Below are 20,825 nucleotides of genomic sequence, written 5' to 3'. Positions count from 1 at the left end.
TGAGTCGTTCAGTAACAGAATATCTACCACCGCACGGCTTCGAGCGGGTAACTACTTCCGCTTCGCCGCTTTGATTCGCGCAATCTCGTCCATGCGTTGTGCCAGCAGCTTCTCTCGTCCTTCACCCGTCGGCTGATAGTACTGCCGTCCAGCGAGGCTCGCAGGCAGGCACTCCATATCAGCGACGCGCCCCTCAACATCGTGCGCATACTGATAGTCCCTGCCATAATCAAGCTCCTTCATCAGCTTCGTCGGGGCATTACGCAGATGTAGCGGCACAGGCTCCGCCGCGGTCGCCTCAATGTCGGCCTTCACCGCGCCATACGCCACATACACCGCATTCGACTTAGGAGCCAGCGCCAGATACACCACCGCCTGCGCCAGTGCCAGCCCACCCTCCGGCTGCCCCAGAAAATGCATGGCATCCTTGGCCGAGAGGCAAAGGTTCAGCGCCTCAGGAGCCGCCAGCCCAATATCTTCGACCGCCATGCGCACAACGCGCCGCGCGCAGTACATTGGGTCTTCGCCAGCTTCGAGCATTCGCCCCAGCCAATACAGCGCAGCGTCCGGATCGGAGTTGCGCACGCTCTTGTGCAGCGCCGAGATGATGTCGTAGTGCTGCTCGCCCTTCTTGTCATAAAGCAACACCCGCCGCTGCATCGCCTCCGAAGCAATAGCCTTAGTGATGGTCTTCTGCTTGCGTCCCTCCGCCAGCTTCGCCGCAACGTCCAGCGCATTGAGCGCATTGCGTGCATCGCCGCTCGAATAAGACGCAATCGTCGCCAGCGCATCCTCATCCGCGCTCAATCCAGAGCCGCCAAGCCCGCGCTTCTCATCGCTCAAAGCCCGTTGCAGCAAAGCGACAATCTGCTCTTCAGAAAGCGCCTGCAAGGTATACACGCGACACCGAGACAACAACGCGGCAATAATCTCAAACGAAGGATTCTCCGTCGTCGCGCCGATCAGCCGAATCGTGCCGCGCTCCACGTAAGGCAGAAACGCATCCTGCTGCGCCTTGTTAAATCGATGAATCTCATCGACGAACAAAATCGTGCGCGACCCGAAACCCGCCGCCTTCTCCGCCTCTACCATCACCTGCTTGATCTCTTTGATCCCCGACAGCACCGCCGAAAATTCGATGAAGCTCGCCGAAGTCATATGCGCAATAATCTTCGCCAGCGTAGTCTTGCCCGTCCCCGGAGGCCCCCAGAAGATCATCGATGTAGCATCGTCACCTTCAATCGCCAGCCGCAGCGGTTTGCCCGGCCCCAGCAAATGATCCTGCCCGACGTACTCATCCAGCGTCTGTGGACGCATTCTCTCCGCCAGCGGAGCCTGCCGCCCATGCGCCGCCGCAGCGGAGATTGGCGAAGCATCGAACAAGCTCATCGTCTGCTCCTCTGCCGCGAAGCCTCATACAGTAGCAACGATCCCGCAATCGCCGCATTCAAACTCTCTACCGGGCCGGGGCAGGGAATCGTCACCCGCGCATCGGCCATCTCCATCCACTCCGCCGCCAAACCCGCGCCCTCGTTACCAATCATCAAAGCACACGCCGAAGAGAAGTCCATCTCCTGCGCAGCAATCGTCCCGGCATCATCAAAGCCCACCGTCGCCAGCAGTCTCACACCCCGCGACTTCAACCCAGCGATCTCCTCCACCGTAGCCGCGACCACCGGCATCCGAAACACGCTGCCCACGCTCGCCCGCAGCGCCTTCTGGTTCCACGCGCTCACTGTCCCCGGAGTGACCAGCACTCCTGTCGCTCCAAAAGCCTCCGCCGAACGCACCAGCGTCCCCAAGTTTCCCGGGTCCTGCAAACCTGCCGCAATCAGAATCAGCGGCGTTCCCCGCAGCACCGCATCCATCGTCGGAACCGGCGGCACCATCAGCGCCGCCACTCCCTGCGGAGACCGCGTCTCCACCACGCTCTCAAACACCTCATCCGTCAGCAGCAGCACTTCAACGCCTCGCGGAACGATCTTCGGCACCTCGCGCCGCTCGCTCACAAAGACCGTCTTCAACACCATGCCGCTGCGCAGCGCCTCGGCCAGCAGATGGTCGCCCTCGATGGCCACCATACCTCCGCTCAACCGCGCCTGTCCGGCAAACGCCGCGCGCAACTGCTTGACGCGGCCATTGGCGCGGCTGGAGACGACAGTAGCGGCGGCAGTCTTTTCGAAGAAGGGCATCAGGCAAATCTTACGCTGTTCGCATTCACACAGCAGCGCGGCCAACCTCATATAACGAAACAGCCAACCTCTCATAATGTAGAAGGCAATGCTGATATTCTGATGCAGGTTTGCCGCTTTATATGGTTGTCTCACCATCTCAGACATTTGAACCCGGCACAGGAGCAAGATTTGACGGCGCAGACACTTCGCATCCACCCCGACGAGCCTGAACCGGAACTCATCAATCAGGTCGTCAGCAATCTGTATCGCGGCAACGTCGTCGCTCTGCCCACCGACACCTTTTACGGCCTCGCCGTCGACCCGGTAAACCTCAAAGCTGTCGACCGTATCTACGAGCTCAAAACCCGCGCCCGCCACAAGCCGCTCTCGCTGCTCATCGCCGAGGTCGCGCAGGCCTACGAGATCGCCCGCCAGCTTGACTCCGCTTTCGACCGCCTCGCCGAAAGGTTCTGGCCCGGCCCGCTGACCATCGTCGTCAAGGCAGGCTCCAAGCTTCCGCTCCGAGTTACCGCCAACACCGGCAACGTCGCATTGCGCGTTCCCGAGGCTGCCATCTCCCGCGCCGTCGTTGCTCGTCTCGGCCTGCCCATCACCGCAACCTCGGCCAACCTCCACGGCTATCCCGAGTGCACCTACGCCAACTGCGTGCTAGAACAGCTAGGCGACAAAATCCCATTGATCGTTGACGGCGGCCCCACCGCCCGCTCCATCCCGACCACCATCGTCGATCTTTCCGGTGGCGGCAACTCATGGATGATCCTCCGCGAAGGCGCAATCCCGACCCACGAAATAGCCCTCGCGCTGCAACGCTAAAAACCCGTACAGAAACCAAACCTAAAGGCACGTCATCTCGACCGAACCCTGAGCGTAGTCGAAGGGGCAGTGGAGAGACCCCTGTATTTCGCCGTTGCTGTTGCTGTTGTTTGTTCTTGCATCCAACTCCATCAGAAATAACCAGCGACATCGCCACAACCAAACATCTTCCCATCCAGCCTCATCTCCCGTAGACTCATCTTTCATTCACGATGACGCCTTCCCCCTCCAATCTACGTCGATCGCGCCGCTCCTCCGCGGGCAGCAGCTTTCTTCGCCGACTCGTCGGAGTCCTTCTGCTGGTGGGGCTGATCTGGTTCGTCTGGGTCTATCAGCAGATCTCGCAGGTTGCCGCCGAGGATCAGGCGCAGCCCGCCGACGCCATCGCCGTCTTCGGAGCGGCAGAGTACAGCGGCCACCCCTCGCCCGTGCTCCACGCCCGTCTCGATCACGCCGTCGAGCTCTATCGCAAGCAGATCGCCCCGCTCGTCATCACCCTCGGCGGAGGCGGCGATAAAGACTCCGGCAACACCGAAGGCGGCGTCGGTCGCGACTATCTCCTCGCCAACGGCATTCCCTTCGGCAACATCATCGCCGAAACCCGCTCCACCGACACCGAGCAGCAGGTCCACCGCCTCGCCGCCATCGCCCGCGAAAACAATCTCAACACTATCGTCGTCGTCAGCGATGGCACCCATCTCTTCCGCATCCGCGAACTCTGCCACAGCGTCGGGCTGCACATCTATACCTCGCCGCGCCCCATGTTCGGCCACATCAGCAACTACGATCTAGCCATGCGCTACTTCCACGAGATGCTCAGCTATACGGCATGGCGTCTTCACGCGGACCCGGCCTGGCTGCATAGCTGGCTGGAAGGCAAATCTGAGCTCTAACCCTTCACCTGCCGTTTCCAGCCAACCCTAAAAACCACGTCATCTCGACCGAACCCTGAGCGCAGTCGAATGGGGCAGTGGAGAGACCCTGTATTTTGCCGGAGCTACGCTGACTCTTCAGGCCGCTCCCTCAAATGAGCATCCACACCACCACAATCAAAGCCGCAAACAGCGTCGAGCTGAAGTTCACCAGATCGTTCCTCACCCATCCGCGTCGTTCCACGGTCGCCCCCAGCACGCTGTCGAAGCCCAACCCCGCGCAGGCCGCTGCGAACACCATCAGAGTCTCTGTCGCTCCCAGCGCACCGTGAATCCCGCCCGCACCCACCACCACGGAGGCAGCCAAAACTCCAGCCACCGTCCCTGCAAAACTCACGCCGCCATCAGTCCCAGCCGAAACCCGCTGCCCGGTCGTGATCATCCACGCCCGTCCGCCAAGCGCCTGCCCAATCTCCGAAGAGACCGTATCTGCGGCAGCCTCGGCCAGGGCGGCAATGCAGCCGCCATGCCACCCCATCGCAGCGCACAGCGCCGCCACGCCAAGATTGGCCACAATCTGCGAGGCGCGCCTTCCACCGCGCCGCTCCGCCAGCTTTTGCATCTCCTTCTTTGCCCTGCCAAACCGCGTGGCTGCAAACGTCAGCACGAACAGAGCAATGAGCGCCGCCAGTGCCGCGCTGTTGATCTCAGCTCCAGCCTGCCGCGGCTCCGCCAGCACCATGCAGATCACCAACCCAATCGCCGCTGCTGGCCGGGTCGCTGCCTTCAGCAGCCAGACCAGAACCGCAAAGCCCACACTCAGCAGCAGCGGCATCATCCACGAGGCGGACGATCGCTCATGAAGCGGTCTCCACGCCGCTCCCAGCACCATCAAGGGAGTGACAATCCACACCAGCGCGGCACTCTGCCGCCGGTTCCGTCCTGCCTCGGTCGCCTTTTGCGGTTCCATTCTGTGCATTTCCTCCTCCGGCAACAGCTACATGCTCCCCGGTGATTTACAATCAGACCTTGAGCATAGCCAACACCAGCACCACGGCGGGAGTAGTTTTGCATTCAGCAAGAATTGAATCAGAAGCAAACACACAGGCACACGGACAGCACCTTCCCCGGTCTGTAGCGCGGTTCGCATTCCGGTTCGCTCTCGTAGCGGCCGTATCGGCGTCTCTTATCGGCTGCGGCAACACCTATCGACCGGTGGTCACTGCCATCAACCCCGTTGGCCCAGCCGCCCAGCCACCCAAATATGCGGTCGCTATCTCCACCACGGGAGCAAGCACCCCCGGTCTGGTAACGTTCGTCGACTTCTCGGGCGACACCGTGCTCATCACGGCCAGCATTGGCGTAGACCCCTACTATCTGGCGCTTGATTCCACGGGCGACACCGGCTATACGCTCAACCGGGACGCCACGGTCAGTGGCTTCGGTATCTCGACTTCGTTGTTGAGTACCCAAGTATCTCAGATCACCCTGCTCTCCGGAGCCGACCCGGTCAGCATCCTGCCCCTCAGCACCCATAGCTATGTTGCTGAGCCGGGAAGGTCTGCCATTGGCGATCTGACCGGAGCGGCACCAGCCCTGAACCTCAACCAGGAGTTCGGCCCCGTCCCCAATGGGACCTACGTCGTCGGCCTCAACGGCGCACCGCGTGTCTATGCCCTTGGTGCAGACGGCTCCGGCAACGGCCAGGCCTACACCCTCGAAACCGCGACCAATACCTTTGAGCCGACCCCCATCGCAATCGGAAAAAATCCCGTCTATGGCGTCATGACGGCAGACGGCAGGCGCGCTTTCACCATGAACAAGGGAGACGGCACGGTCAGCGTCATCAACTCCCAGACCAACCAACTGGATAGCATCCCCAGCACCGGCAAGAGCTACATCCCAGTCGGCACGAATCCTGTGTGGGCCGACTTCGCCCCCACCCTTAATGAACTGGTCGTCGCCAACGCAGGCGATGGCACCACACCGGGCACGGTCAGCATTATCAGCATCCCGCTCTGCTCGGCAACGGCGCTGCCCTCCAATCCGAACTGCGATCCCAACAACCCGGTAGACACCGCTCAATTCGGAACCGTTCTTGCGACGGTCCCGGTCGGCATCAATCCGGTCATGGTCGCCGTGCTGCAGGACGGAACCCGCGCTTATGTCGCCAACGCCGGAGACCCCACCCTTCCCTGTGCGGCTACGGCAGTCGCCGGTGTGAGCACAGTCTGCTCGGTCTCGGTGATCAACCTCACCTCGAACACCGTCACCACAACCATTACCGGTCTGCCCGATCTGTCAGCCACTAGTTTGCCTAATAGCACCTGCACGACCTCATCCCCGAAGACCATCTGCGGTCATCCGGGCTGGATCGCTGTCACGACCGGGTCACCGTCTGGAAAGGTCTATGTGACCTCCCTCGATTCGACCAACCTGTCGATCATCCGCACGGATATCGACTCGATTGACACGATTATCCCGTTACAGGGCAAGGGCGTATCTGTTCGCGTCACCGGTCCGTAGCCGTCTGGTCCTTCTAAGTAGTTCCATTGGCTGCCTTCGTTAAGCGGAGGCAGCCAATTCCATTAGCCCACAACTTCACCTCAAACCGCAAAGCAGTTGCAGTTGCACTGGCTTCTGCTTCTGCCCGGGTTGTTGCCTTTGCATCCGCACTGGCTTCTGGGTACGCCAAGGCTTCAGCCTTGGCCTCAAGCCCAGGAAGAAAAGGGGGGGCTTCAGCCCCTGGGGGATGCCTTCCTTCAGATTGGCAACGCTCACTTCAGAATCTCAGTCAGCGGCTTGCCCTGAACATGAGGCAGCGAGATGTGCAAGAGCCGCGCGATGGTAGGGGCGACATCGAGATTAGGAAACGCAGGCACCTCTCCCTTTGCCAGAATCCCCGGCCCCGCCGCAATGAAGATCGCCTGCATCAGAGGATCGCTATTGGGATATCCATGGGCCCCCACCTCTTTGGTGGATGTCACATACTCCCCCGTAGCCCCATCGTCGAACGCATAGCCATCCGCCGCATAAAGCAGCAGGTCCGGAGCCTGATTGCTCTGTTCCGGTGTAGGCCAGCCCTGCTTCGCCGCCTCCTCGGGAGTCAACGCGGCCAGCACGCCGGGCTTGCCGGTAAACAGTGATTTCAACTTCGCCCGCGATGCCGCCGTGGCGTGCTGCTGATAGACCAGCGCAAAGCCGCCGTCCGGCATGCAGAAGGTATCGTTAGCCACCGCCGCTCCCTGAAGCCCCGCCTGTGCCAGCAGCACGTTCGGGTGCGCTTCGTGGTGAACGCTCTGCTGGCCATGGTCGGAGACAACCATAAAGGTGGTGTGGTCGAGATCGCCCGCCGCCCGCACCGCATCCACGATCTCCTTCACCCGGTCGTCGAGAAAGGCAATCGTGTTGCGTCCCGAGTTATTGCCAAAGCCGGTCTCATGCTCGATGCTGTCCAGTGCTAGCAGATGCAGCAGCATCAGGTCGGGGTGGTGTTTTTCGATAATATCGACGGCAGCTCGCGTATACATGCGGTCGCGCCACGCCTGCGAGGGCTTGCCGAAGTGAGCAAGCTGCTCCTCGCTCAGCACACCCTGCGCAATCAGATCGCGCTCGATAGGCCCATTCGGATGAGGCCGCTCAGAGAAGCGCCAGTCGATGTTCTTCGCATCGCCAATCGCTACCCAGTCCACCTCCGCCGTGGTCAATCCCGCCGCGTGCGCCGCATCGTAGACCGTAGGCACTGCCACGAGCTGCGATTTAGGCGCATCCGCATCCTGCTCCGGCGGCGCCTGCGTGCGCTGGTCGACGATCAGCCCATTGACCAGCACATGATGCAAACTGGCATCGTCGCCCGTGACCATCGAGGTATGGTTCGGCCAGGTGACCGTAGGGTTGATGGGACGCATCGACGCGGCATACGCCCCCATCTTCATCAACTCATGCAGAGTCGGCGCTGGCAGCTCAGGCTCATGCAGGCTGGCCGCTCCAAACGCGTCCAGGCTGATGACGACCACCTTCTGACGGGCCACACCAGATTGTTGTGCATGGATTGGAAGAGATAGAAGACCAGCCAGAGCGATTGCAGCAGAGCATCGAATCGAATTCATGCAAAGGGCCTTATCAGTGAAGTTGGTTAGTTTAAAAGTTCTAAGAACCTGTTTAAAACTATAAAACCACGTCATCGCAACTCGCCCAACTCACGCCAGCTCGACCCCAACTACACGCCAGGTCGATCCCAACCGCACGTCATCTCGACCGAAGGCGGCGCTTTTGCCGCCGTAGTGGAGAGACCCCTGTATTTTGCCGTTGCCTATTCTGGCCATCTCTCGCCACAGCAATCGTCAATTGCCCTCAAGCACCAACCATAACGATGGGCAAGGTCGGCGTCTGCGAACCACCCTCGTTTTCAATCGTCACGCCGAATGCTTTCGCCTCGACTCCCTTGGGCAGCGGCGGCATCACAATGCTGGCATAGCCGCGCTGGTCCGGCTGAAAGGTGCCCGCAGGAATGGGATTGCTGCCATTGGCCGGAATCAGCCACAGCTCATAGACCTTCGCAGGCTGTAACGGCTCCATGTTGTTGGCCTGAAAGATCAGCAGGCCCTTCTCCGCCACGTAGGTCGCCCGCGCCTGCGGCACCGGAGCCGTCTGAGCCTTGGTCAGCGTGACCCGCATCGCATTGCGATCGGTCATCGTCTCCATCACCTCGTGCGCGGTGGCGGCATCCGTGGTCAGTTGCGCAATCTGGTCCTTCTGCTCGGCGATGGAACCCTGCAGGGCGGTGCGCTGCATATAGAAGTTGCCCGCAGTCACCGCCAGTCCGGCGGCCAGTGCCCAGCCCAGCCAGGGGAAGACCCTGCCTGCAAATCCTCGCGGCGGCAGATCGTCTTCGGTAAGCGAGCTACGACCGCCGAACCCGCGACTAGGAAGTTCCGGCTCCGCTGCACTCGCGGTATCAATGGAGATCACTTTTTTCTCGTGCGCCACCTGTTTCATCAGTCGCTCTCGGGCGCTGGCAGGCGGGGCCTGCATCTCGACGCTGTGGGCATAGACGGCCAGGTCGCCCTGCACCTCGGCCAGTTCGTGGCGGCACTCGGGGCAGTTCGTGATATGCGCTGCGGCTACAGCGTGCTCCTCTTGCGAGAGAAGCTGCATGGCAAACAGCACCAGATCGTCGCGTTCAATGTGTCCGGTTGTGTTCATGCCGTGAATGCCTTTCTCAACGTAGAGAGCCCGCTGCGAATCCTTGTCTTTACCGTTCCCAGCGGATCGCCCGTCATTTCTGCGATCTCAGAGTGCGTCAGTCCATCAAAAAAAGCCATCTCCAGGGTCTTGCGCTGCTCCATCGGAAGCAACTGGATGACGCCGCGCGCCTTCTCGACCATCAACTCCCGTTCTGCCTCATTGGCTAGATTGTAGTTAGACGCGAGCGCAATATCATCGACACATTCCGTGGGGCGCTTCCGGCGCAGGGTGTCGATCGACCGGTTGCGGGATACTACCGCGAGCCAGCCGCCAAGACTTCCGCGGGTTGCGACAAAACTATCGGGACTGCGCCAGATCTGCATGAACACTTCCTGTAAGACATCCTCCGCCGCCGCCGGGTCGCGAAGCACGCGCAACGCAACGGAGTAGACCACCTTCGAGTAGCGGTCGAACAGCGATGCCATCGCATATTCGTCGCCCCGCTGTATCAGCGCAAGCAGGGCGGCATCATCCTGTGTGGATAGTGGCGGTGTATTGACGATGCCCGTCTCTCTATACATAAAACGCACCTGCGGCTCGAACAGATTGCCGAAAGATGGAATATATGGAGTCCGTCAGGCAACTCGCTGCTTTTATCGTTTTGGGCATCATTCCAAATGCAACTTTACTCGAAATTTCGTCGCAATAGTTGTTCATTTCCAGCTCCGCTCAACATGTACCTTATTGATAGATGCAAAAATATGGCTGACCCGTCTAAAACGCGCGCTGAGAAGATACGTCTGGACAAGCTGCTCGTCGATCAGGGCCACGCCGCCTCGCGCGAGCGGGCGCAGGCGCTCATCCTCGCAGGCCGGGTGCTGGTGGATGAGCAACGCGTCGATAAGCCGGGAACTGCGGTTCGCGCCGAAGTTGCGATTCGGCTGCTGGGCTCGGACCTCAAATATGTCAGCCGCGGCGGACTGAAGCTGGAGCAGGCGCTGGCCCACTGGCAGATAGCGTTGACCGGCCTGGCCTGTGTCGATATCGGAGCCTCCACCGGAGGCTTTACCGACTGCATGTTGCAGAGCGGCGCCTCCAGCGTCCTCGCCGTCGATACCGGTTACGGCCAGATTGCCCAGAAGCTCCGCGACGATCCGCGCGTGACCCTGCGCGAGCGCACCAATGCCCGCCTGCTGACAGAAGGCGAACTGTTGGGCAACGGTGCAGTCCCGTCATTCATAGCCATGGACGTCTCCTTCATCTCGGCCACACTGGTTCTTCCCGCAGTGCTGTCTGCGCTCTCGACAGCATCGCAGCAATGGTCGGGCGAAGCTGTGATTCTGGTAAAGCCGCAGTTCGAGGCAGGCCGCGCCAATGTAGGCAAGGGCGGCATCGTCCGCGATCCCGACGCCCGCCAGCAGGCCGTGCAACGCGTTCGCGAGTGCGTCATCGAGCAACGCGGCAGCGGCATCGAGGTCATCGATTCGCCGATCTTAGGCATGGAAGGCAACCACGAGTACCTGCTCCACGCCCGCTTCGGCAAACAGTAAATTGCAAACAATCTACCTCTACCCACACCAACGTACGTCATCTCGACCGAAGCGAAGCTCAGTGGAGAGACCCCTGTATTTCGCTTTTGCTTGCAATACCCATCATCACCCAGCACCCGAAGTGCCGTTACACTAGCGATATGCCTCTTGCTGCCATTATCTCCAAGCCTCAGAAGCCGGAACTCGCCGGAATTTTGCGCGAGCTGGTGAGCTGGCTCGAAAGCCACAGCTATCAGTACGTTCTCGATCCGGATAGTGCGGCATATTTGGCGGGCGCTGTAGGCATTGAGCGGCCAGAGTTGCCGAAGCACAAGCCCGATCTGGTCATCGTGCTGGGTGGCGATGGCACTTTGTTGGCAGCGGCACGCGCCTTTGCGCGAACGGTGACGCCGATCCTTTCCGTAAATCTCGGTTCACTGGGATTTCTGACGGAGATTCCGCTGGCGGACCTTTATGTCACGCTTCAGGACTGGTGTGATCACCGCGCCGATGTTGAGGTTCGCAGCATGATGCACGCCGAGCTGCGACGCGAGGGAAAGCTGCTGCATCAGTGGGATGCCCTGAACGATGTCGTTGTTTCTAAAGGAACAATAGCTCGTATGGCCGACTTCCTGGTCGAGATTGACGAGCAGCTCGTGGCCAAATTCCGGGCGGATGGGATTATCGTTGCAACTCCAACAGGATCAACGGCTTACAATCTCGCAGCCAATGGGCCGATTGTGATGCCCAACGTGAATGCCATGCTGGTGACGCCGATCTGTCCGCATCTGCTGACGCTGCGACCTATAGTAGTACCTGGAGATTCCTCTGTAAGTATTCATATTGAAGGGGTTCCTAACCAGACCTATCTCACCGTCGACGGGCAGGAGGCGGTAGAGCTGATGTTGGGAGACAACGTCTACTGTTGCCGTTCGCAGTACAGCGTACGTCTGTTGCGGCATACGCCGAACGGAGTCTTCAATGTGCTGCGCTCGAAGTTGAAGTGGGGCGAGCGCTAGTTGAACTAAGCATGTAACCATTCAGATGCTATTGAAGTGGTTACCTAAATTAATTTGTAACCGCTCAGAAGCACGTTGTCCGGTTACATTGAGTCTAGCGCTTCAAAGTGACGACTTGGCCGCCGACGGGGTGGCAGAAGACCTTGCCATGACTCAGGGCAATCTTGCGCTGCGCAAGCGCCGCCATCTCAGGATCGTGCGTCACCATGACAATCGTGTGGCCATTGCGATGCAGATCCTGCAAAAGCTCCGCAACAATCGTCTGATTGGCCGCATCCAGATTTCCCGTAGGCTCATCTGCAAGCAGAATCGGCGGGTTATTAATTAGCGCCCGCGCGATGCAGACACGCTGCTGTTCCCCGCCGGATAGCTCGCTGGGAAGATGCTCTGCCCGCGCGGCGAGACCGACACGAGCAAGCGCAGCGCGGGCTTCGGACTCGTCGGTCATGGAGTGGAAGTACTGCGCCAGCATCACATTCTCAAGCGCCGACAGGTAGGGAATCAGGTGGAACTGCTGGAAGATGAAGCCGATCTTGTCGGCGCGGAAGCGGTCGAGTTCCGTTGCAGACATCGTGGCTACGTTGACGCCGTCGATGCGCAGCTCCCCCGAGGTGGGGCGGTCGAGGCAGCCGATGAGATTGACCAGCGTGGATTTTCCCGAGCCTGAGGGGCCGGTGATGGCGACCCACTCGCCGGCGACGATGCTGAAGGCCGCGTGATCGAGCGCGCGCACGGCTCCGGCGCGGCCGGCATACTCGCGTGTGACTCCGGTAAGGGAGATGACGGCGCAGTCGGGACGGGTTTCGCTTTCGATGGGGCTTAGGCTTTCGGGCATGGGTTCTCTTCTAGTTTAGCCTTGTGCGGGTTGGCCGCAGTGGAACCCATGTCCCAAAATCGGGACATGGGGCACCCGGATTTGTGGCTCATCTGTCATTCACCCTTGAGCAAGGCTGCTGGTTGGAGGCCCCGCAGGACGCGGACGGGGAAGAGGGCGGCGAAGGCGGCGATGGCGATGTTGAGCAGAAGCACCAGCGGCAGGACGGAGAGGCGCGGCAGTGTGGCGGTGTGGAAGTTGGCTTGGCTGATGGCCCATGCGGCGGCGGAGCCTGTGATGTAGCCGAGGACGACTCCCGCCAGCGCGAGGACGAGGGCTTCGAGCAGGAACAGGGACATGAGCTGTGTCTGCGAGCCGCCGAGGGCTTTCATCAATGCGAAGTCGCGGCGGCGTTCGAGGACCGAGGCGGAGAGGGTAGCGAGCACGCTGACGGCGACAGTAAGTGCGATGAGCAGCACCGAGCCGTACATGAGCGAGTGGGTGCGATCGACGATGCGGGATTCGCCTTCGACGAGCTGGCGGACCGGTTGAATTTGTAAAGTGGGGAACTGGGCGCGGAGGCGGTTGAGTGCGGCTTCGACGGCGGCGGCCCCGCCGGGGATTTGCAGCTCGATGACGGTTGGGCCGATGCTTGTCCATTGGGTGAAGGCGGGCAGCGGGATGTAAATGCGGCTGTCTTCGTCGCCACCGGTCTTGATGCGGCCTGCTCCGGTGAGCGTGATGGCTTTGTTGGCGTAGGTGAGCTTGACGGCGTGCTCGTCGGCGATGAAGTTGGCGGCGCGGTCACCGAGCAGGGCGGCGTCAGGTGCGGTGGGCCAGTGGGCGAGGTCCCACCATGCGTCGAGGCGCTGAACGGCGGGGAAGTCGGTTCCTGCTACGACGACGGAGGTTCCGCGGTCGGTGGTGGCTACGGCGTAGGCGAAGGGGGCAATGAGGGCGTCGGGGCCTGCGGCTTTTTGGATTTCTGCGAGTGCATTGGGTGGGAGTGGGGATGAGGCAGAGGCGGTGACGACTACGTTGGCTCCGAAGTTGCGAAACTCTTTGTGGAGTTTGGCGTTGAGGTCGGCGTAGAGAGTGAGCAGCGCAGTGGCAACGGCGGCGGAGACGGTGAGTGCTACCAGCGCGGAGAGGCTGCGTGCGCGGCGGTGGGTCAACGAGCGGCGGAGGATGCTGGGGAAGGTGAGGCGCTTCATGCGTTCACCTGCGCGGGTGCGGACGGTTTACATCCCACCCTTCGCGATGAGGCAGCGAAGGATGGGGCACCCTGGCTTATGGAGTGGGGTTCGGGAGAACAGGCAACGGCAACGGCGAAATATAGGGGTCTCTCCACGTGGGGGAAGATTGTTGGTGTCATGCGTCCGCCCTGAGGATGGTGGAGGGATCCATCTTGAGAGAGGTGCGGATGGACGGGGTGCTTCCGGCGATGGCTACGGCGAGGGCGAGAGCTACGACTACAGGAAGCAGGACGGGGTTGAGGACGGAGCCGGCTGCGGCTGCGCCGTCGCCTGCGAAGATGCGGGCTCCCAGCCATGCGGCGAGGCCGGAGCCGAAGAGGTAGCCGATGGTTCCGGCGAAGACGGCCAGCAGGCCGGTCTCGGAGTAGAAGAGGAAGGCGATAGCGCCTTTGCTGGCTCCGAGGGAGCGCATGAGACCGATCTCGGCGCGGCGCTCGAGGATGGCGGTGGCCATAGCCGCAGAGACGGCGAACCCGGCTGCGAGTAGGGCGGCGGCGCTGATGAGCCACATGAGTCCGCTGATGCGTTCGAGGACGTTGCCTTCGTTCTGCTCGACGCGGCGGACTTGGTCGGCCTGTGCGCCGGGGATGGCTTCGCGAATCTGGTAGGCGATGGAGTTGGCGTAGGGGCGGCAGTACCAGATCTCGTGCTGCTGCGGCGAGAGCGTGTCGGGGTCTTTGCGGGCGAAGGCGTCTTCGGGTTTGGTGCGGGCGGAGACGTCTACGCGGGAGACGGCGTCGGGGAGGTTGGCTAACTTCTGCGCGGTTTCGAGGGGGAGGAGAAGGCGCTTGTCGGTGGCGTCTCCGGTGGAGACGAGGCCGGTGATGCGGAGAGGTGTGTTGTCGGCCTGAACGATGTCGCCGATGTGCAGACCGGTTGCTGCTCCGGCAACGGCTTCGTTTTCTGCGGAGGGCCATGCTCCGGTGAGCTTCCACCATGGGTGCAATGGCGGCGCTCCCGTGATCATGCTGCTGCCGCCGTTGGCGAGGTTGTGATGGAACCAGAGGCCCGTGGCGGAGAGTTGCTGTCCGTTGGCGAGGGTGAGCGTGATGGGGAGTTCGGGGGAGACGCCGGTGATGTTGTTGGCCCAGAAGATGGCTTTGAGTTTGGGGAGATCGCTGGCTTTGAGATAGGCGTTGCCGGTGGCGGGCTTGATGTTGATTCCACCGATTTTTACGTCGAGGTCGGCGGCTTTGGGAGTGATGACAATGTTGGCTCCGTAGACGGCCAGCTCTTTATGGATGCGGTCGCCGATGGTGGTGGCGAGCGCGAGCATGGCGGTGACGGCGGTTGTTCCGAGTAGGATGGCGATTCCGGCGAGGGCCTTGCGGCGGCGCTGGCGGCGGAAGCTTTCCCAGAGGAGGCGGAAGAACATTTATGCGGCCTCGTTTGCGGGGAGGATTGTTGATCCCACCCTTCGCGATGAGACTGCGAAGGATGGGGCACCCGACGATTTTTGATTAGGGAAGTGCATCATCGCTCGAAGACCGGGGCCAGGGCGCGGAGATCTGCGGCTTGGATGACTACTTCGCCGCCGCCGATGGTGGATTGTAGCGGGATGGGATTACAGCCTCCGGGCTGGCCCATCGATTGCGGCACGAGTGGGGAGGCGCACATCTTGCAGGTGATTCCCTGGCTGCTGATGTAGAAGCCGACCGGGCCGCAGATGTGGCAGGCGTCGGCTACGGAGACGATGTTGCCGTCGGGCTTTTTGTAGAGGAGGAAGCGGACTTCGGTGCTGCCGCCTTTGCCGTCGTCGACGTGGACGCCGTAGCGGTGGAGCTGGTCGTCGGTGATCTGCGAGGTGGGGACGATGGCCTGGCTGCCGACGAGAGTGACGGAGGTGGTGGGCGAGAGCGCGGTGGTGCTCTTGGCGTAGATGAACTCGGCGGTGGAGAGGAAGATGAAGACGAAGCTGGTGACGACGACGGCGGTCATCCACATCTTTTCGCGGCGCTGGGTCCAGTCGGCGCGACGCTTGTCGGCGGGAGTGGCGGTGGCAGGGAGTTCAACCGAGGTGCGGCGTTTGTATTCGAGCAGCATCATCAGGCCGGCCAGGGCGAGCATGGTGACGAAGAAGAAGAGGTCGTTGCGGACGATGGGGCCGATGAGGCGCATCTCGGTGGTGCTGGAAGGGAGGACACCGTTTTCGCTGAGCTCGTGCAGTCCGCTGACGATGAGCTGGAATGCTACGAAGTAGAGGATGACGGTGGTGACGCGGAAGAATCGCTGGAGGTTGATCTTGACGCTGCCGCGGATGAAGAGGACACCGAAGACGACGGCTACCGCGATGCCGAGGAGAGTGCCGGTGAAGCTGAGTAGCTCGGTCGAGTTGAGAGTGACGGCCGAGAGGATGAGGACGGTCTCGACGCCTTCGCGGAGGACGAGCAGGAAGACGAAGAGGAAGAGGCCGATGCGGGAGGGGCCGTCTTCGCCGCCGGTGAACTTGGCGACCCTGGATTCGATCTCGCCCTTCATGGAGCGGGCGGTCTTGTGCATGAACCAGATCATGCTCACCACAAAGACAGCAGCCGCGAGCATGACCCAGCCTTCGATGATGTCGGAGTTGAAGTTGAGGTGGGCGACGACGATGGCGACGCCGATGCTGGCGACGACGGCGGCTCCGAGTGCCCAGAAGACGATGCGCTTCAGCTCGTTGCGGCCGATCTTGGAGAGGTAGGCGAAGACGATGCCCACGATCAGCGCTGCTTCGACCCCCTCGCGGAGGGTGATGATAAATGCCTGCAACATAAGGTGTTTCTCTTCCCCGAGAGACTTTCCACAAGGCTTTCCGCGAGCGCTTGAAGGCTGGTCCCGATGCTGTGCTGGATTGGCCAGCGTTCCTTCTCTAGTCTAATGCGGACTAAATTGGTCGTCAATTGACGGTCTGGAGGAATTCTTGGTGCGTTCACAATGTTGGGAGTGGCTTGGGAGATGCTGGTTGGATATGTTCAGGATGAAGTGCGGTCTGTTTGTATTTGTGGTGGCGTTGTTGGCCGCTGCTGGAGTTGCCTGGGGGCAGGGTGCGGTTGCGCCGCAGCCTCCGGCTACGATTTTGATCATTCGCCATGCGGAGAAGCTGACGGATGGGCGGCAGGACCTTTCGCCGGTGGGGTATCAGCGGGCTTCGTTGCTGCCTAAGTTGTTTGATGGGTCGCGGTCTGATGTGCCTGTGCCGCAGGTTCTGTTTGCCACGCATTTGAGCAAGCACTCGAACCGTCCGGTGGAGACGATTACGCCGCTGGCAGCGACTTTGAAGCTGCCGATCGACAGCACGATCCTGGACGATGATTATGAGGCGCTGGCGAAGGAATTATTGAGCGGGAAGTATGCGGGGAAGGTGGTGCTGGTGGCGTGGCACCATGGCAAGATTCCGCAGCTTGCCTCTACGCTGGGAGCGCAGCCGCCATATACGCCGTGGCCAGATACTCAGTTCGATCGGATTTGGCGGATCGATTACAAGGACGGGAAGGCTGTGCTGACCGACCTGCCGCAGGGATTACTGCCGGGTGATTCGAAGTAGGGGAGTATAAGAGCCGGACGATTCTGTACAATCGTCTGCCTCTCAATAAAGGAGCGTGGAGCGGATATGAATCGGACGATCGTGGCTTGTGTTGCGGTGGTGGGCTTGATGACGGGGATGGCTTATGGCCAGTCCAACGTCGGGCCCCTTAAACGGAATGTGCATGTGGGTTGGATTGAGAGCGAGGCGCATCCTGTTCCCGGCACGCCGCGTACGGTGGTTCAGGCGGACATCGCTGCGGGCAGCGGCTATGTCTTTGTCGACGACACCACGAATCAGGTGATGAAGGCCACGGTGATGGCTCCTGCAGCCAATCCCTCCCATGCGGGGGAGCATGTAGGAATTATTGGGGTGGAGTTGCCGGCGAACGGAAAGACCCAGTTTTATATTGTTCAGGTCGTTCTCGATCAGAAGGCACTGGATCAGCGGTCCCAACAGAATACGGAGGCCCAGGCGAAGGCAAAGGCAGAGGAGGAGGCTGACGCGAAGCAGAAGGCTGTGGACGATGCTTCACGCAGAATTCCACAAATGAGTGCGGAGAAGACGTTTCGAGGATGGTTTATTTGGGAGCACAAGGCTACGAAGGTCTTTATTGAAGAGGGTACAAATAAAAGGTGGGAGCTGATAGACAATCGTTTCCCGTTATATGGGAACAATAGCGGGCAGCATATGGTGATTACCGCGATGATCGATCAAATTATGGCTGAAAACCCTAACCGTCCCGGTGTTTTGCATCTCGTCAGGGTGAATTCCATTCTGAATGATCAGACACCGCCACCGCCGAGTTCTGCATACACAAAATAAGCTGATTTTTTTAGAGGGGAGAATGGTGCGCCCGGAGCGATTCGAACGCCCGACCTACTGGTTCGTAGCCAGTTGCTCTATCCAACTGAGCTACGGGCGCACATTGCGTTTGCATGCAACTTTCAAAGAATAACGGAATTTAGCGGTTAGAGCAACTGGGTAAATGCAGGCAAGCCTCTACGGCAAAATAGAGAAGCTGGAGATTGAAACTCACAAGCGGCCTAAATCAACAAAAGCCCACACGGTTTGAATGTGCGGGCTTTTGTTCTTGTGATGATCGCGAGGTTATCTCTTCACGCAAATGCGTTGATGGTGTCGTGTCTTCCATACACGGCAGGGACGGGGACGACGATGTTGAGGAAAGGCGCTGCTCGTGAGCAGTAAAAGGAACCCTGTCAAAAAAGCTTTCTTCATAAAGATCCTCCTCTGGTTCTGATGCGGAATCTCTTTTGAGAGGCTTATACGACAGCAGAATGATTTTTATAGTTTCCTGATCTCGCGCGCTTTGAGCTTCTGTTACCTTCCTTACCCCAATGGGCTCATCTTCGTGCATTTTGTGCAAATATTTACTCACCTATGGCGAAGTTGCTTACTCAAAAGCATCTTGCAGGGCATGAAATCAATGCCTTATCTGGGAAAAAGAGCATTTTGATATTTAGATGCCGAGATCTCCACGAAATGGCCAACAACTTGCTTGTAGCAGGATGTCTGTAAATGTGAGGCCCAGGAGAACTACTACCAATGAAGAAAATTGCTTACTTGCTTCCAGCTATCTGTCTTGCAACGCTCACGCTGTCTTCCATGTCTGCACACGCAGATACGCTCAACCTTGCTCCGTACGTCGGACAAACCGTATCCATGACTGTCGAGCCATACGCGTCCGGAGAGAATAACGGTTCCTTCTATGTTGGCCTTACACAGGCCAACTTTAGCCAGAACGGATCGCCTCTTGGATCGCTTGAGGCATTCTGCGACGACTTCAATCACGAGATCACAGTTCCAGCCACCTATAACGTGACGGTCCAGGCCGTTGCCGGCAATACCACACTGGAGCAGGAAGCCTATTACGGCACGCTGTTCGGATCGACCCCGTCGGGCAATACGGCATTGGATACCGACATTCAGGAGCTGATCTGGGACCTCAGTTCTCCCGGACAGTATGGGCTCAACGGTGAGATGACGACTCTGCAGACGCAGATGCTGGCCAATTATCAGAGCGCCAATTACTCCGGCTCGTTCTATCTGAATGCGGGCGATGGCGGACAATCGTTTATGACGACAGGAGATCCCAGCCCAGTGCCTGAGCCATCCACGCTTGCACTGCTTGGTACCGGCATCTTCGGATTGGCTGGTGCTGCACGTCGCAAGTATTTGCAGGCGTAGTAGTCAGTAAGAACAGGCAAAAAGCCCCACATCGAATCCCATGCAGACGATGCAAAGGATTCGGTGTGGGGCTTTGTCGAACAGGCGCTCGATCATGGCATAGGCAGTAGTTGGGACGCATTGAAATTGTATCTAACACAGGAACAAATATAAAAAGCTGAACACCAATCCATGACAAAAGCCCTCCACAACGGAGGGCTTCTTTGCGCTGATATTGATGATTCGCTGTAGTTGCTGTAGTTCCCTCCCAGCGCTTTGGCCGTTCGGAATTTGTACTTTTGGGGTAAGTATTCAAGCTCACGCCGCCAGCTTGAGTGGACTTATCTTCTTCCGTTTTCCCTTTGATGCGATCCAGAAATCATGGGCATTCTGCATGCGAAACCAGAAGTCTGGAGACTCCTGCCCGAACGCCTCACTTAGCTTGATCGACATCTCAGCCGAGACACCGGCCCTTTCATTGAGTACGCGGGACAGGGTGACACGCGCCACACCGATGTGCGCGGCGAATTCGGTTACGGTCATGGGGATGGCCTCGAGTGCATCTTTGAGGACCTTTCCTGGGTGTGCTGGGTTATGCATATGCTCTCCTTCCGGGGAAAAACTTCCGGCAGCGGTTAGTGATAATCCTGATAATCGAGGAGGATTACATCTTCGTCTTCGAATTTGAAGGTCAATCTCCAATTACCATTGACCTTGATCGACCAGTGACCCAGCAATTCACGATGAAGTGAATGGAGTGCGTAACCCGGAAGATTCATATCTGCGGGGGCCTTAGCGACATTCAGAGCGGTCAATTGCATGTTCAGCTTATTCGCGTGGGCTGCATTGATGCCCTTCTTCAAGCCGGTTTTGTAGAACTTCTCAAGGCCAACGTGCCTGAATGACCTGATCACCCAAACAGCGTATCGCGTATCGTTACGCGCGTCAATAAGGTCGAGGCGGCTACGCTTCTCTAATGCCGCGGAACTCACAGATCGAGTGAATCACGAATCAAGTAGGCGGTATTTGAACGATAAATTGGGCGGTATCGCTATCTGCGACCCGCCCCACTTCGTATCTAGGTTGCTAATTTACTTGGTGCGCCCGGAGAGATTCGAACTCCCTACCCTTTGGTTCGAAGCCAAATGCTCTATCCAGATGAGCTACGGGCGCGTGTAAAGGCTATGCTGCTGCCGGTTCGGGCTCGGGAAGCGGAGGCGCGAACATGGGCATGGTTTCTACGATTTCGAGGCCGGCGCGGCGCAGGAGCTGGTGAATGACCGGCTCGGTGAGGCGGGTGGCGTCGTACTCGATGCGGACGGTCTTTTCTGCTTCGCGGAGTTCGATGCGGCGGACTCCGTAGACTTCGCGGATTTTAGCGATGGCAAGGGTGGCGGCCTCGGTGGGCGGCGCTCCGTAGCGGTACAGGACGTCAAGCTGGGTCATGCATC

22 protein-coding genes and 2 tRNA genes are annotated in these 20,825 nt (G+C 59.5%); 8 read left to right on the top strand and 16 right to left on the bottom strand.

The genetic code is table 11. The annotated features are described in order from the left end of the window. Positions 1-51 precede the first annotated feature (51 nt). Positions 52-1,389 carry a replication-associated recombination protein A gene (locus tag GSQ81_RS03035; RefSeq protein ID WP_158909236.1) on the bottom strand — a complete coding sequence of 446 codons (1,338 nt, stop codon included), beginning with the start codon at positions 1,387-1,389 and terminating at the stop codon, positions 52-54. Beyond that, positions 1,386-2,192 (bottom strand): RNA methyltransferase, encoded by an 807-nt coding sequence (locus tag GSQ81_RS03030; protein ID WP_254059958.1) that lies wholly within the window; start codon positions 2,190-2,192, stop codon positions 1,386-1,388. The genes GSQ81_RS03035 and GSQ81_RS03030 overlap by 4 nt, the downstream gene beginning before the upstream one ends. A gap of 171 nt (positions 2,193-2,363) precedes the next feature. Here GSQ81_RS03030 and GSQ81_RS03025 point away from each other — a divergent pair, with 171 nt between their 5' ends. Continuing rightward, positions 2,364-3,008, top strand: a complete 645-nt coding sequence (locus GSQ81_RS03025) for an L-threonylcarbamoyladenylate synthase (RefSeq protein ID WP_158909235.1) — start codon at positions 2,364-2,366, stop codon at positions 3,006-3,008. Positions 3,009-3,220: 212 nt separating this feature from the next. After that, positions 3,221-3,901: a YdcF family protein gene (locus GSQ81_RS03020; RefSeq protein ID WP_158909234.1), complete on the top strand. Its 681-nt coding sequence runs from the start codon at positions 3,221-3,223 to the stop codon at positions 3,899-3,901. A gap of 130 nt (positions 3,902-4,031) precedes the next feature. Here GSQ81_RS03020 and GSQ81_RS03015 read toward each other — a convergent pair whose 3' ends face one another. Beyond that, positions 4,032-4,850: a DUF92 domain-containing protein gene (locus GSQ81_RS03015; RefSeq protein WP_158909233.1), complete on the bottom strand. Its 819-nt coding sequence runs from the start codon at positions 4,848-4,850 to the stop codon at positions 4,032-4,034. Positions 4,851-4,948: 98 nt separating this feature from the next. Between GSQ81_RS03015 and GSQ81_RS03010 the strand changes: the two genes are divergently transcribed. Beyond that, entirely contained in the window at positions 4,949-6,406 is a 1,458-nt protein-coding gene (locus GSQ81_RS03010) for a YncE family protein (RefSeq protein ID WP_254059957.1), read from the top strand. Positions 6,407-6,657: 251 nt separating this feature from the next. On the opposite strand, the gene GSQ81_RS03005 is transcribed toward GSQ81_RS03010, so the two are convergent. The 4 genes from GSQ81_RS03005 to GSQ81_RS02995 form a co-directional block, all read right to left on the bottom strand. Next, a complete protein-coding gene (locus tag GSQ81_RS03005; RefSeq protein ID WP_158909232.1) occupies positions 6,658-7,989 on the bottom strand; it encodes an alkaline phosphatase family protein in 1,332 nt (443 codons plus the stop codon). 90 nt (positions 7,990-8,079) lie between these two features. After that, positions 8,080-8,205 (bottom strand): hypothetical protein, encoded by a 126-nt coding sequence (locus GSQ81_RS20220; protein WP_256369651.1) that lies wholly within the window; start codon positions 8,203-8,205, stop codon positions 8,080-8,082. Between the two features lie 28 nt (positions 8,206-8,233). Beyond that, on the bottom strand, positions 8,234-9,085 hold the full coding sequence (locus GSQ81_RS03000) for an anti-sigma factor domain-containing protein (RefSeq protein ID WP_158909231.1): 852 nt from the start codon (positions 9,083-9,085) through the stop codon (positions 8,234-8,236). After that, a complete protein-coding gene (locus GSQ81_RS02995; RefSeq protein WP_158909230.1) occupies positions 9,082-9,648 on the bottom strand; it encodes a sigma-70 family RNA polymerase sigma factor in 567 nt (188 codons plus the stop codon). Before GSQ81_RS02995 ends, GSQ81_RS03000 begins: the two co-directional genes overlap by 4 nt. Before the next feature lie 180 nt (positions 9,649-9,828). On the opposite strand from GSQ81_RS02995, the gene GSQ81_RS02990 reads away from it, so the two are divergent. Both GSQ81_RS02990 and GSQ81_RS02985 read left to right on the top strand, forming a co-directional pair. Next, a complete protein-coding gene (locus GSQ81_RS02990) occupies positions 9,829-10,617 on the top strand; it encodes a TlyA family RNA methyltransferase (protein ID WP_158909229.1) in 789 nt (262 codons plus the stop codon). A gap of 140 nt (positions 10,618-10,757) precedes the next feature. Then, positions 10,758-11,615 carry an NAD(+)/NADH kinase gene (locus tag GSQ81_RS02985; RefSeq protein WP_158909228.1) on the top strand — a complete coding sequence of 286 codons (858 nt, stop codon included), beginning with the start codon at positions 10,758-10,760 and terminating at the stop codon, positions 11,613-11,615. Between the two features lie 94 nt (positions 11,616-11,709). On the opposite strand, the gene GSQ81_RS02980 is transcribed toward GSQ81_RS02985, so the two are convergent. From GSQ81_RS02980 to GSQ81_RS02965, 4 genes are all read right to left on the bottom strand, one after another. Beyond that, positions 11,710-12,450, bottom strand: a complete 741-nt coding sequence (locus GSQ81_RS02980) for an ABC transporter ATP-binding protein (protein WP_158909227.1) — start codon at positions 12,448-12,450, stop codon at positions 11,710-11,712. Positions 12,451-12,545: 95 nt separating this feature from the next. Beyond that, positions 12,546-13,643 (bottom strand): ABC transporter permease, encoded by a 1,098-nt coding sequence (locus GSQ81_RS02975; protein WP_158909226.1) that lies wholly within the window; start codon positions 13,641-13,643, stop codon positions 12,546-12,548. A gap of 157 nt (positions 13,644-13,800) precedes the next feature. Continuing rightward, the gene (locus GSQ81_RS02970) at positions 13,801-15,060 is read right to left on the bottom strand and encodes an ABC transporter permease (protein WP_158909225.1); all 1,260 of its coding nucleotides are present in this window, start codon (positions 15,058-15,060) and stop codon (positions 13,801-13,803) included. 98 nt (positions 15,061-15,158) lie between these two features. Next, on the bottom strand, positions 15,159-16,436 hold the full coding sequence (locus tag GSQ81_RS02965) for a Fe-S-containing protein (RefSeq protein ID WP_158909224.1): 1,278 nt from the start codon (positions 16,434-16,436) through the stop codon (positions 15,159-15,161). Between the two features lie 196 nt (positions 16,437-16,632). Here GSQ81_RS02965 and GSQ81_RS19755 point away from each other — a divergent pair, with 196 nt between their 5' ends. Next, positions 16,633-17,208 carry a hypothetical protein gene (locus GSQ81_RS19755; RefSeq protein WP_216846359.1) on the top strand — a complete coding sequence of 192 codons (576 nt, stop codon included), beginning with the start codon at positions 16,633-16,635 and terminating at the stop codon, positions 17,206-17,208. A 66-nt stretch (positions 17,209-17,274) separates the two neighbouring features. Next, the gene (locus tag GSQ81_RS02955; RefSeq protein WP_158909223.1) at positions 17,275-18,012 is read left to right on the top strand and encodes a hypothetical protein; all 738 of its coding nucleotides are present in this window, start codon (positions 17,275-17,277) and stop codon (positions 18,010-18,012) included. Positions 18,013-18,035: 23 nt separating this feature from the next. On the opposite strand, the gene GSQ81_RS02950 is transcribed toward GSQ81_RS02955, so the two are convergent. Continuing rightward, positions 18,036-18,112: transfer RNA gene (locus GSQ81_RS02950), tRNA-Arg, on the bottom strand. A gap of 641 nt (positions 18,113-18,753) precedes the next feature. Here GSQ81_RS02950 and GSQ81_RS02945 point away from each other — a divergent pair. Continuing rightward, positions 18,754-19,395 (top strand): PEP-CTERM sorting domain-containing protein, encoded by a 642-nt coding sequence (locus tag GSQ81_RS02945; protein WP_158909222.1) that lies wholly within the window; start codon positions 18,754-18,756, stop codon positions 19,393-19,395. Positions 19,396-19,692: 297 nt separating this feature from the next. On the opposite strand, the gene GSQ81_RS02940 is transcribed toward GSQ81_RS02945, so the two are convergent. The 4 genes from GSQ81_RS02940 to GSQ81_RS02925 form a co-directional block, all read right to left on the bottom strand. After that, positions 19,693-19,974: a HigA family addiction module antitoxin gene (locus GSQ81_RS02940; protein ID WP_158909221.1), complete on the bottom strand. Its 282-nt coding sequence runs from the start codon at positions 19,972-19,974 to the stop codon at positions 19,693-19,695. A gap of 35 nt (positions 19,975-20,009) precedes the next feature. Then, positions 20,010-20,288 carry a type II toxin-antitoxin system RelE/ParE family toxin gene (locus GSQ81_RS02935; RefSeq protein WP_158909220.1) on the bottom strand — a complete coding sequence of 93 codons (279 nt, stop codon included), beginning with the start codon at positions 20,286-20,288 and terminating at the stop codon, positions 20,010-20,012. A 182-nt stretch (positions 20,289-20,470) separates the two neighbouring features. Next, positions 20,471-20,547, bottom strand: a tRNA-Arg gene (locus GSQ81_RS02930). Between the two features lie 9 nt (positions 20,548-20,556). After that, complete coding sequence (locus tag GSQ81_RS02925) at positions 20,557-20,820, bottom strand: hypothetical protein (protein ID WP_158909219.1); 264 nt, start codon at positions 20,818-20,820, stop codon at positions 20,557-20,559. Positions 20,821-20,825 lie beyond the last annotated feature (5 nt).

The organism is Granulicella sp. L56, assembly GCF_009765835.1.
In the GTDB taxonomy this organism is placed as follows: Bacteria; Acidobacteriota; Terriglobia; order Terriglobales; family Acidobacteriaceae; genus Edaphobacter.
Note: the sequence above shows the minus strand (reverse complement) of the source record. Positions and strands in the feature narration are given on the sequence as shown.

Coding starts and splice junctions, on each gene's coding strand:
- GSQ81_RS03035 (WP_158909236.1), bottom strand. CDS start 1,389: ATGAGCTTGTTCGATGCTTCGCCAATCTCCGCTGCGGCGGCGCATGGG.
- GSQ81_RS03030 (WP_254059958.1), bottom strand. CDS start 2,192: ATGCCCTTCTTCGAAAAGACTGCCGCCGCTACTGTCGTCTCCAGCCGC.
- GSQ81_RS03020 (WP_158909234.1), top strand. CDS start 3,221: ATGACGCCTTCCCCCTCCAATCTACGTCGATCGCGCCGCTCCTCCGCG.
- GSQ81_RS03015 (WP_158909233.1), bottom strand. CDS start 4,850: ATGGAACCGCAAAAGGCGACCGAGGCAGGACGGAACCGGCGGCAGAGT.
- GSQ81_RS03005 (WP_158909232.1), bottom strand. CDS start 7,989: ATGAATTCGATTCGATGCTCTGCTGCAATCGCTCTGGCTGGTCTTCTA.
- GSQ81_RS20220 (WP_256369651.1), bottom strand. CDS start 8,205: ATGGCCAGAATAGGCAACGGCAAAATACAGGGGTCTCTCCACTACGGC.
- GSQ81_RS03000 (WP_158909231.1), bottom strand. CDS start 9,085: ATGAACACAACCGGACACATTGAACGCGACGATCTGGTGCTGTTTGCC.
- GSQ81_RS02995 (WP_158909230.1), bottom strand. CDS start 9,648: ATGTATAGAGAGACGGGCATCGTCAATACACCGCCACTATCCACACAG.
- GSQ81_RS02990 (WP_158909229.1), top strand. CDS start 9,829: ATGGCTGACCCGTCTAAAACGCGCGCTGAGAAGATACGTCTGGACAAG.
- GSQ81_RS02985 (WP_158909228.1), top strand. CDS start 10,758: ATGCCTCTTGCTGCCATTATCTCCAAGCCTCAGAAGCCGGAACTCGCC.
- GSQ81_RS02980 (WP_158909227.1), bottom strand. CDS start 12,450: ATGCCCGAAAGCCTAAGCCCCATCGAAAGCGAAACCCGTCCCGACTGC.
- GSQ81_RS02975 (WP_158909226.1), bottom strand. CDS start 13,643: ATGAAGCGCCTCACCTTCCCCAGCATCCTCCGCCGCTCGTTGACCCAC.
- GSQ81_RS02970 (WP_158909225.1), bottom strand. CDS start 15,060: ATGTTCTTCCGCCTCCTCTGGGAAAGCTTCCGCCGCCAGCGCCGCCGC.
- GSQ81_RS02965 (WP_158909224.1), bottom strand. CDS start 16,436: ATGTTGCAGGCATTTATCATCACCCTCCGCGAGGGGGTCGAAGCAGCG.
- GSQ81_RS19755 (WP_216846359.1), top strand. CDS start 16,633: ATGTTCAGGATGAAGTGCGGTCTGTTTGTATTTGTGGTGGCGTTGTTG.
- GSQ81_RS02955 (WP_158909223.1), top strand. CDS start 17,275: ATGAATCGGACGATCGTGGCTTGTGTTGCGGTGGTGGGCTTGATGACG.
- GSQ81_RS02945 (WP_158909222.1), top strand. CDS start 18,754: ATGAAGAAAATTGCTTACTTGCTTCCAGCTATCTGTCTTGCAACGCTC.
- GSQ81_RS02940 (WP_158909221.1), bottom strand. CDS start 19,974: ATGCATAACCCAGCACACCCAGGAAAGGTCCTCAAAGATGCACTCGAG.
- GSQ81_RS02925 (WP_158909219.1), bottom strand. CDS start 20,820: ATGACCCAGCTTGACGTCCTGTACCGCTACGGAGCGCCGCCCACCGAG.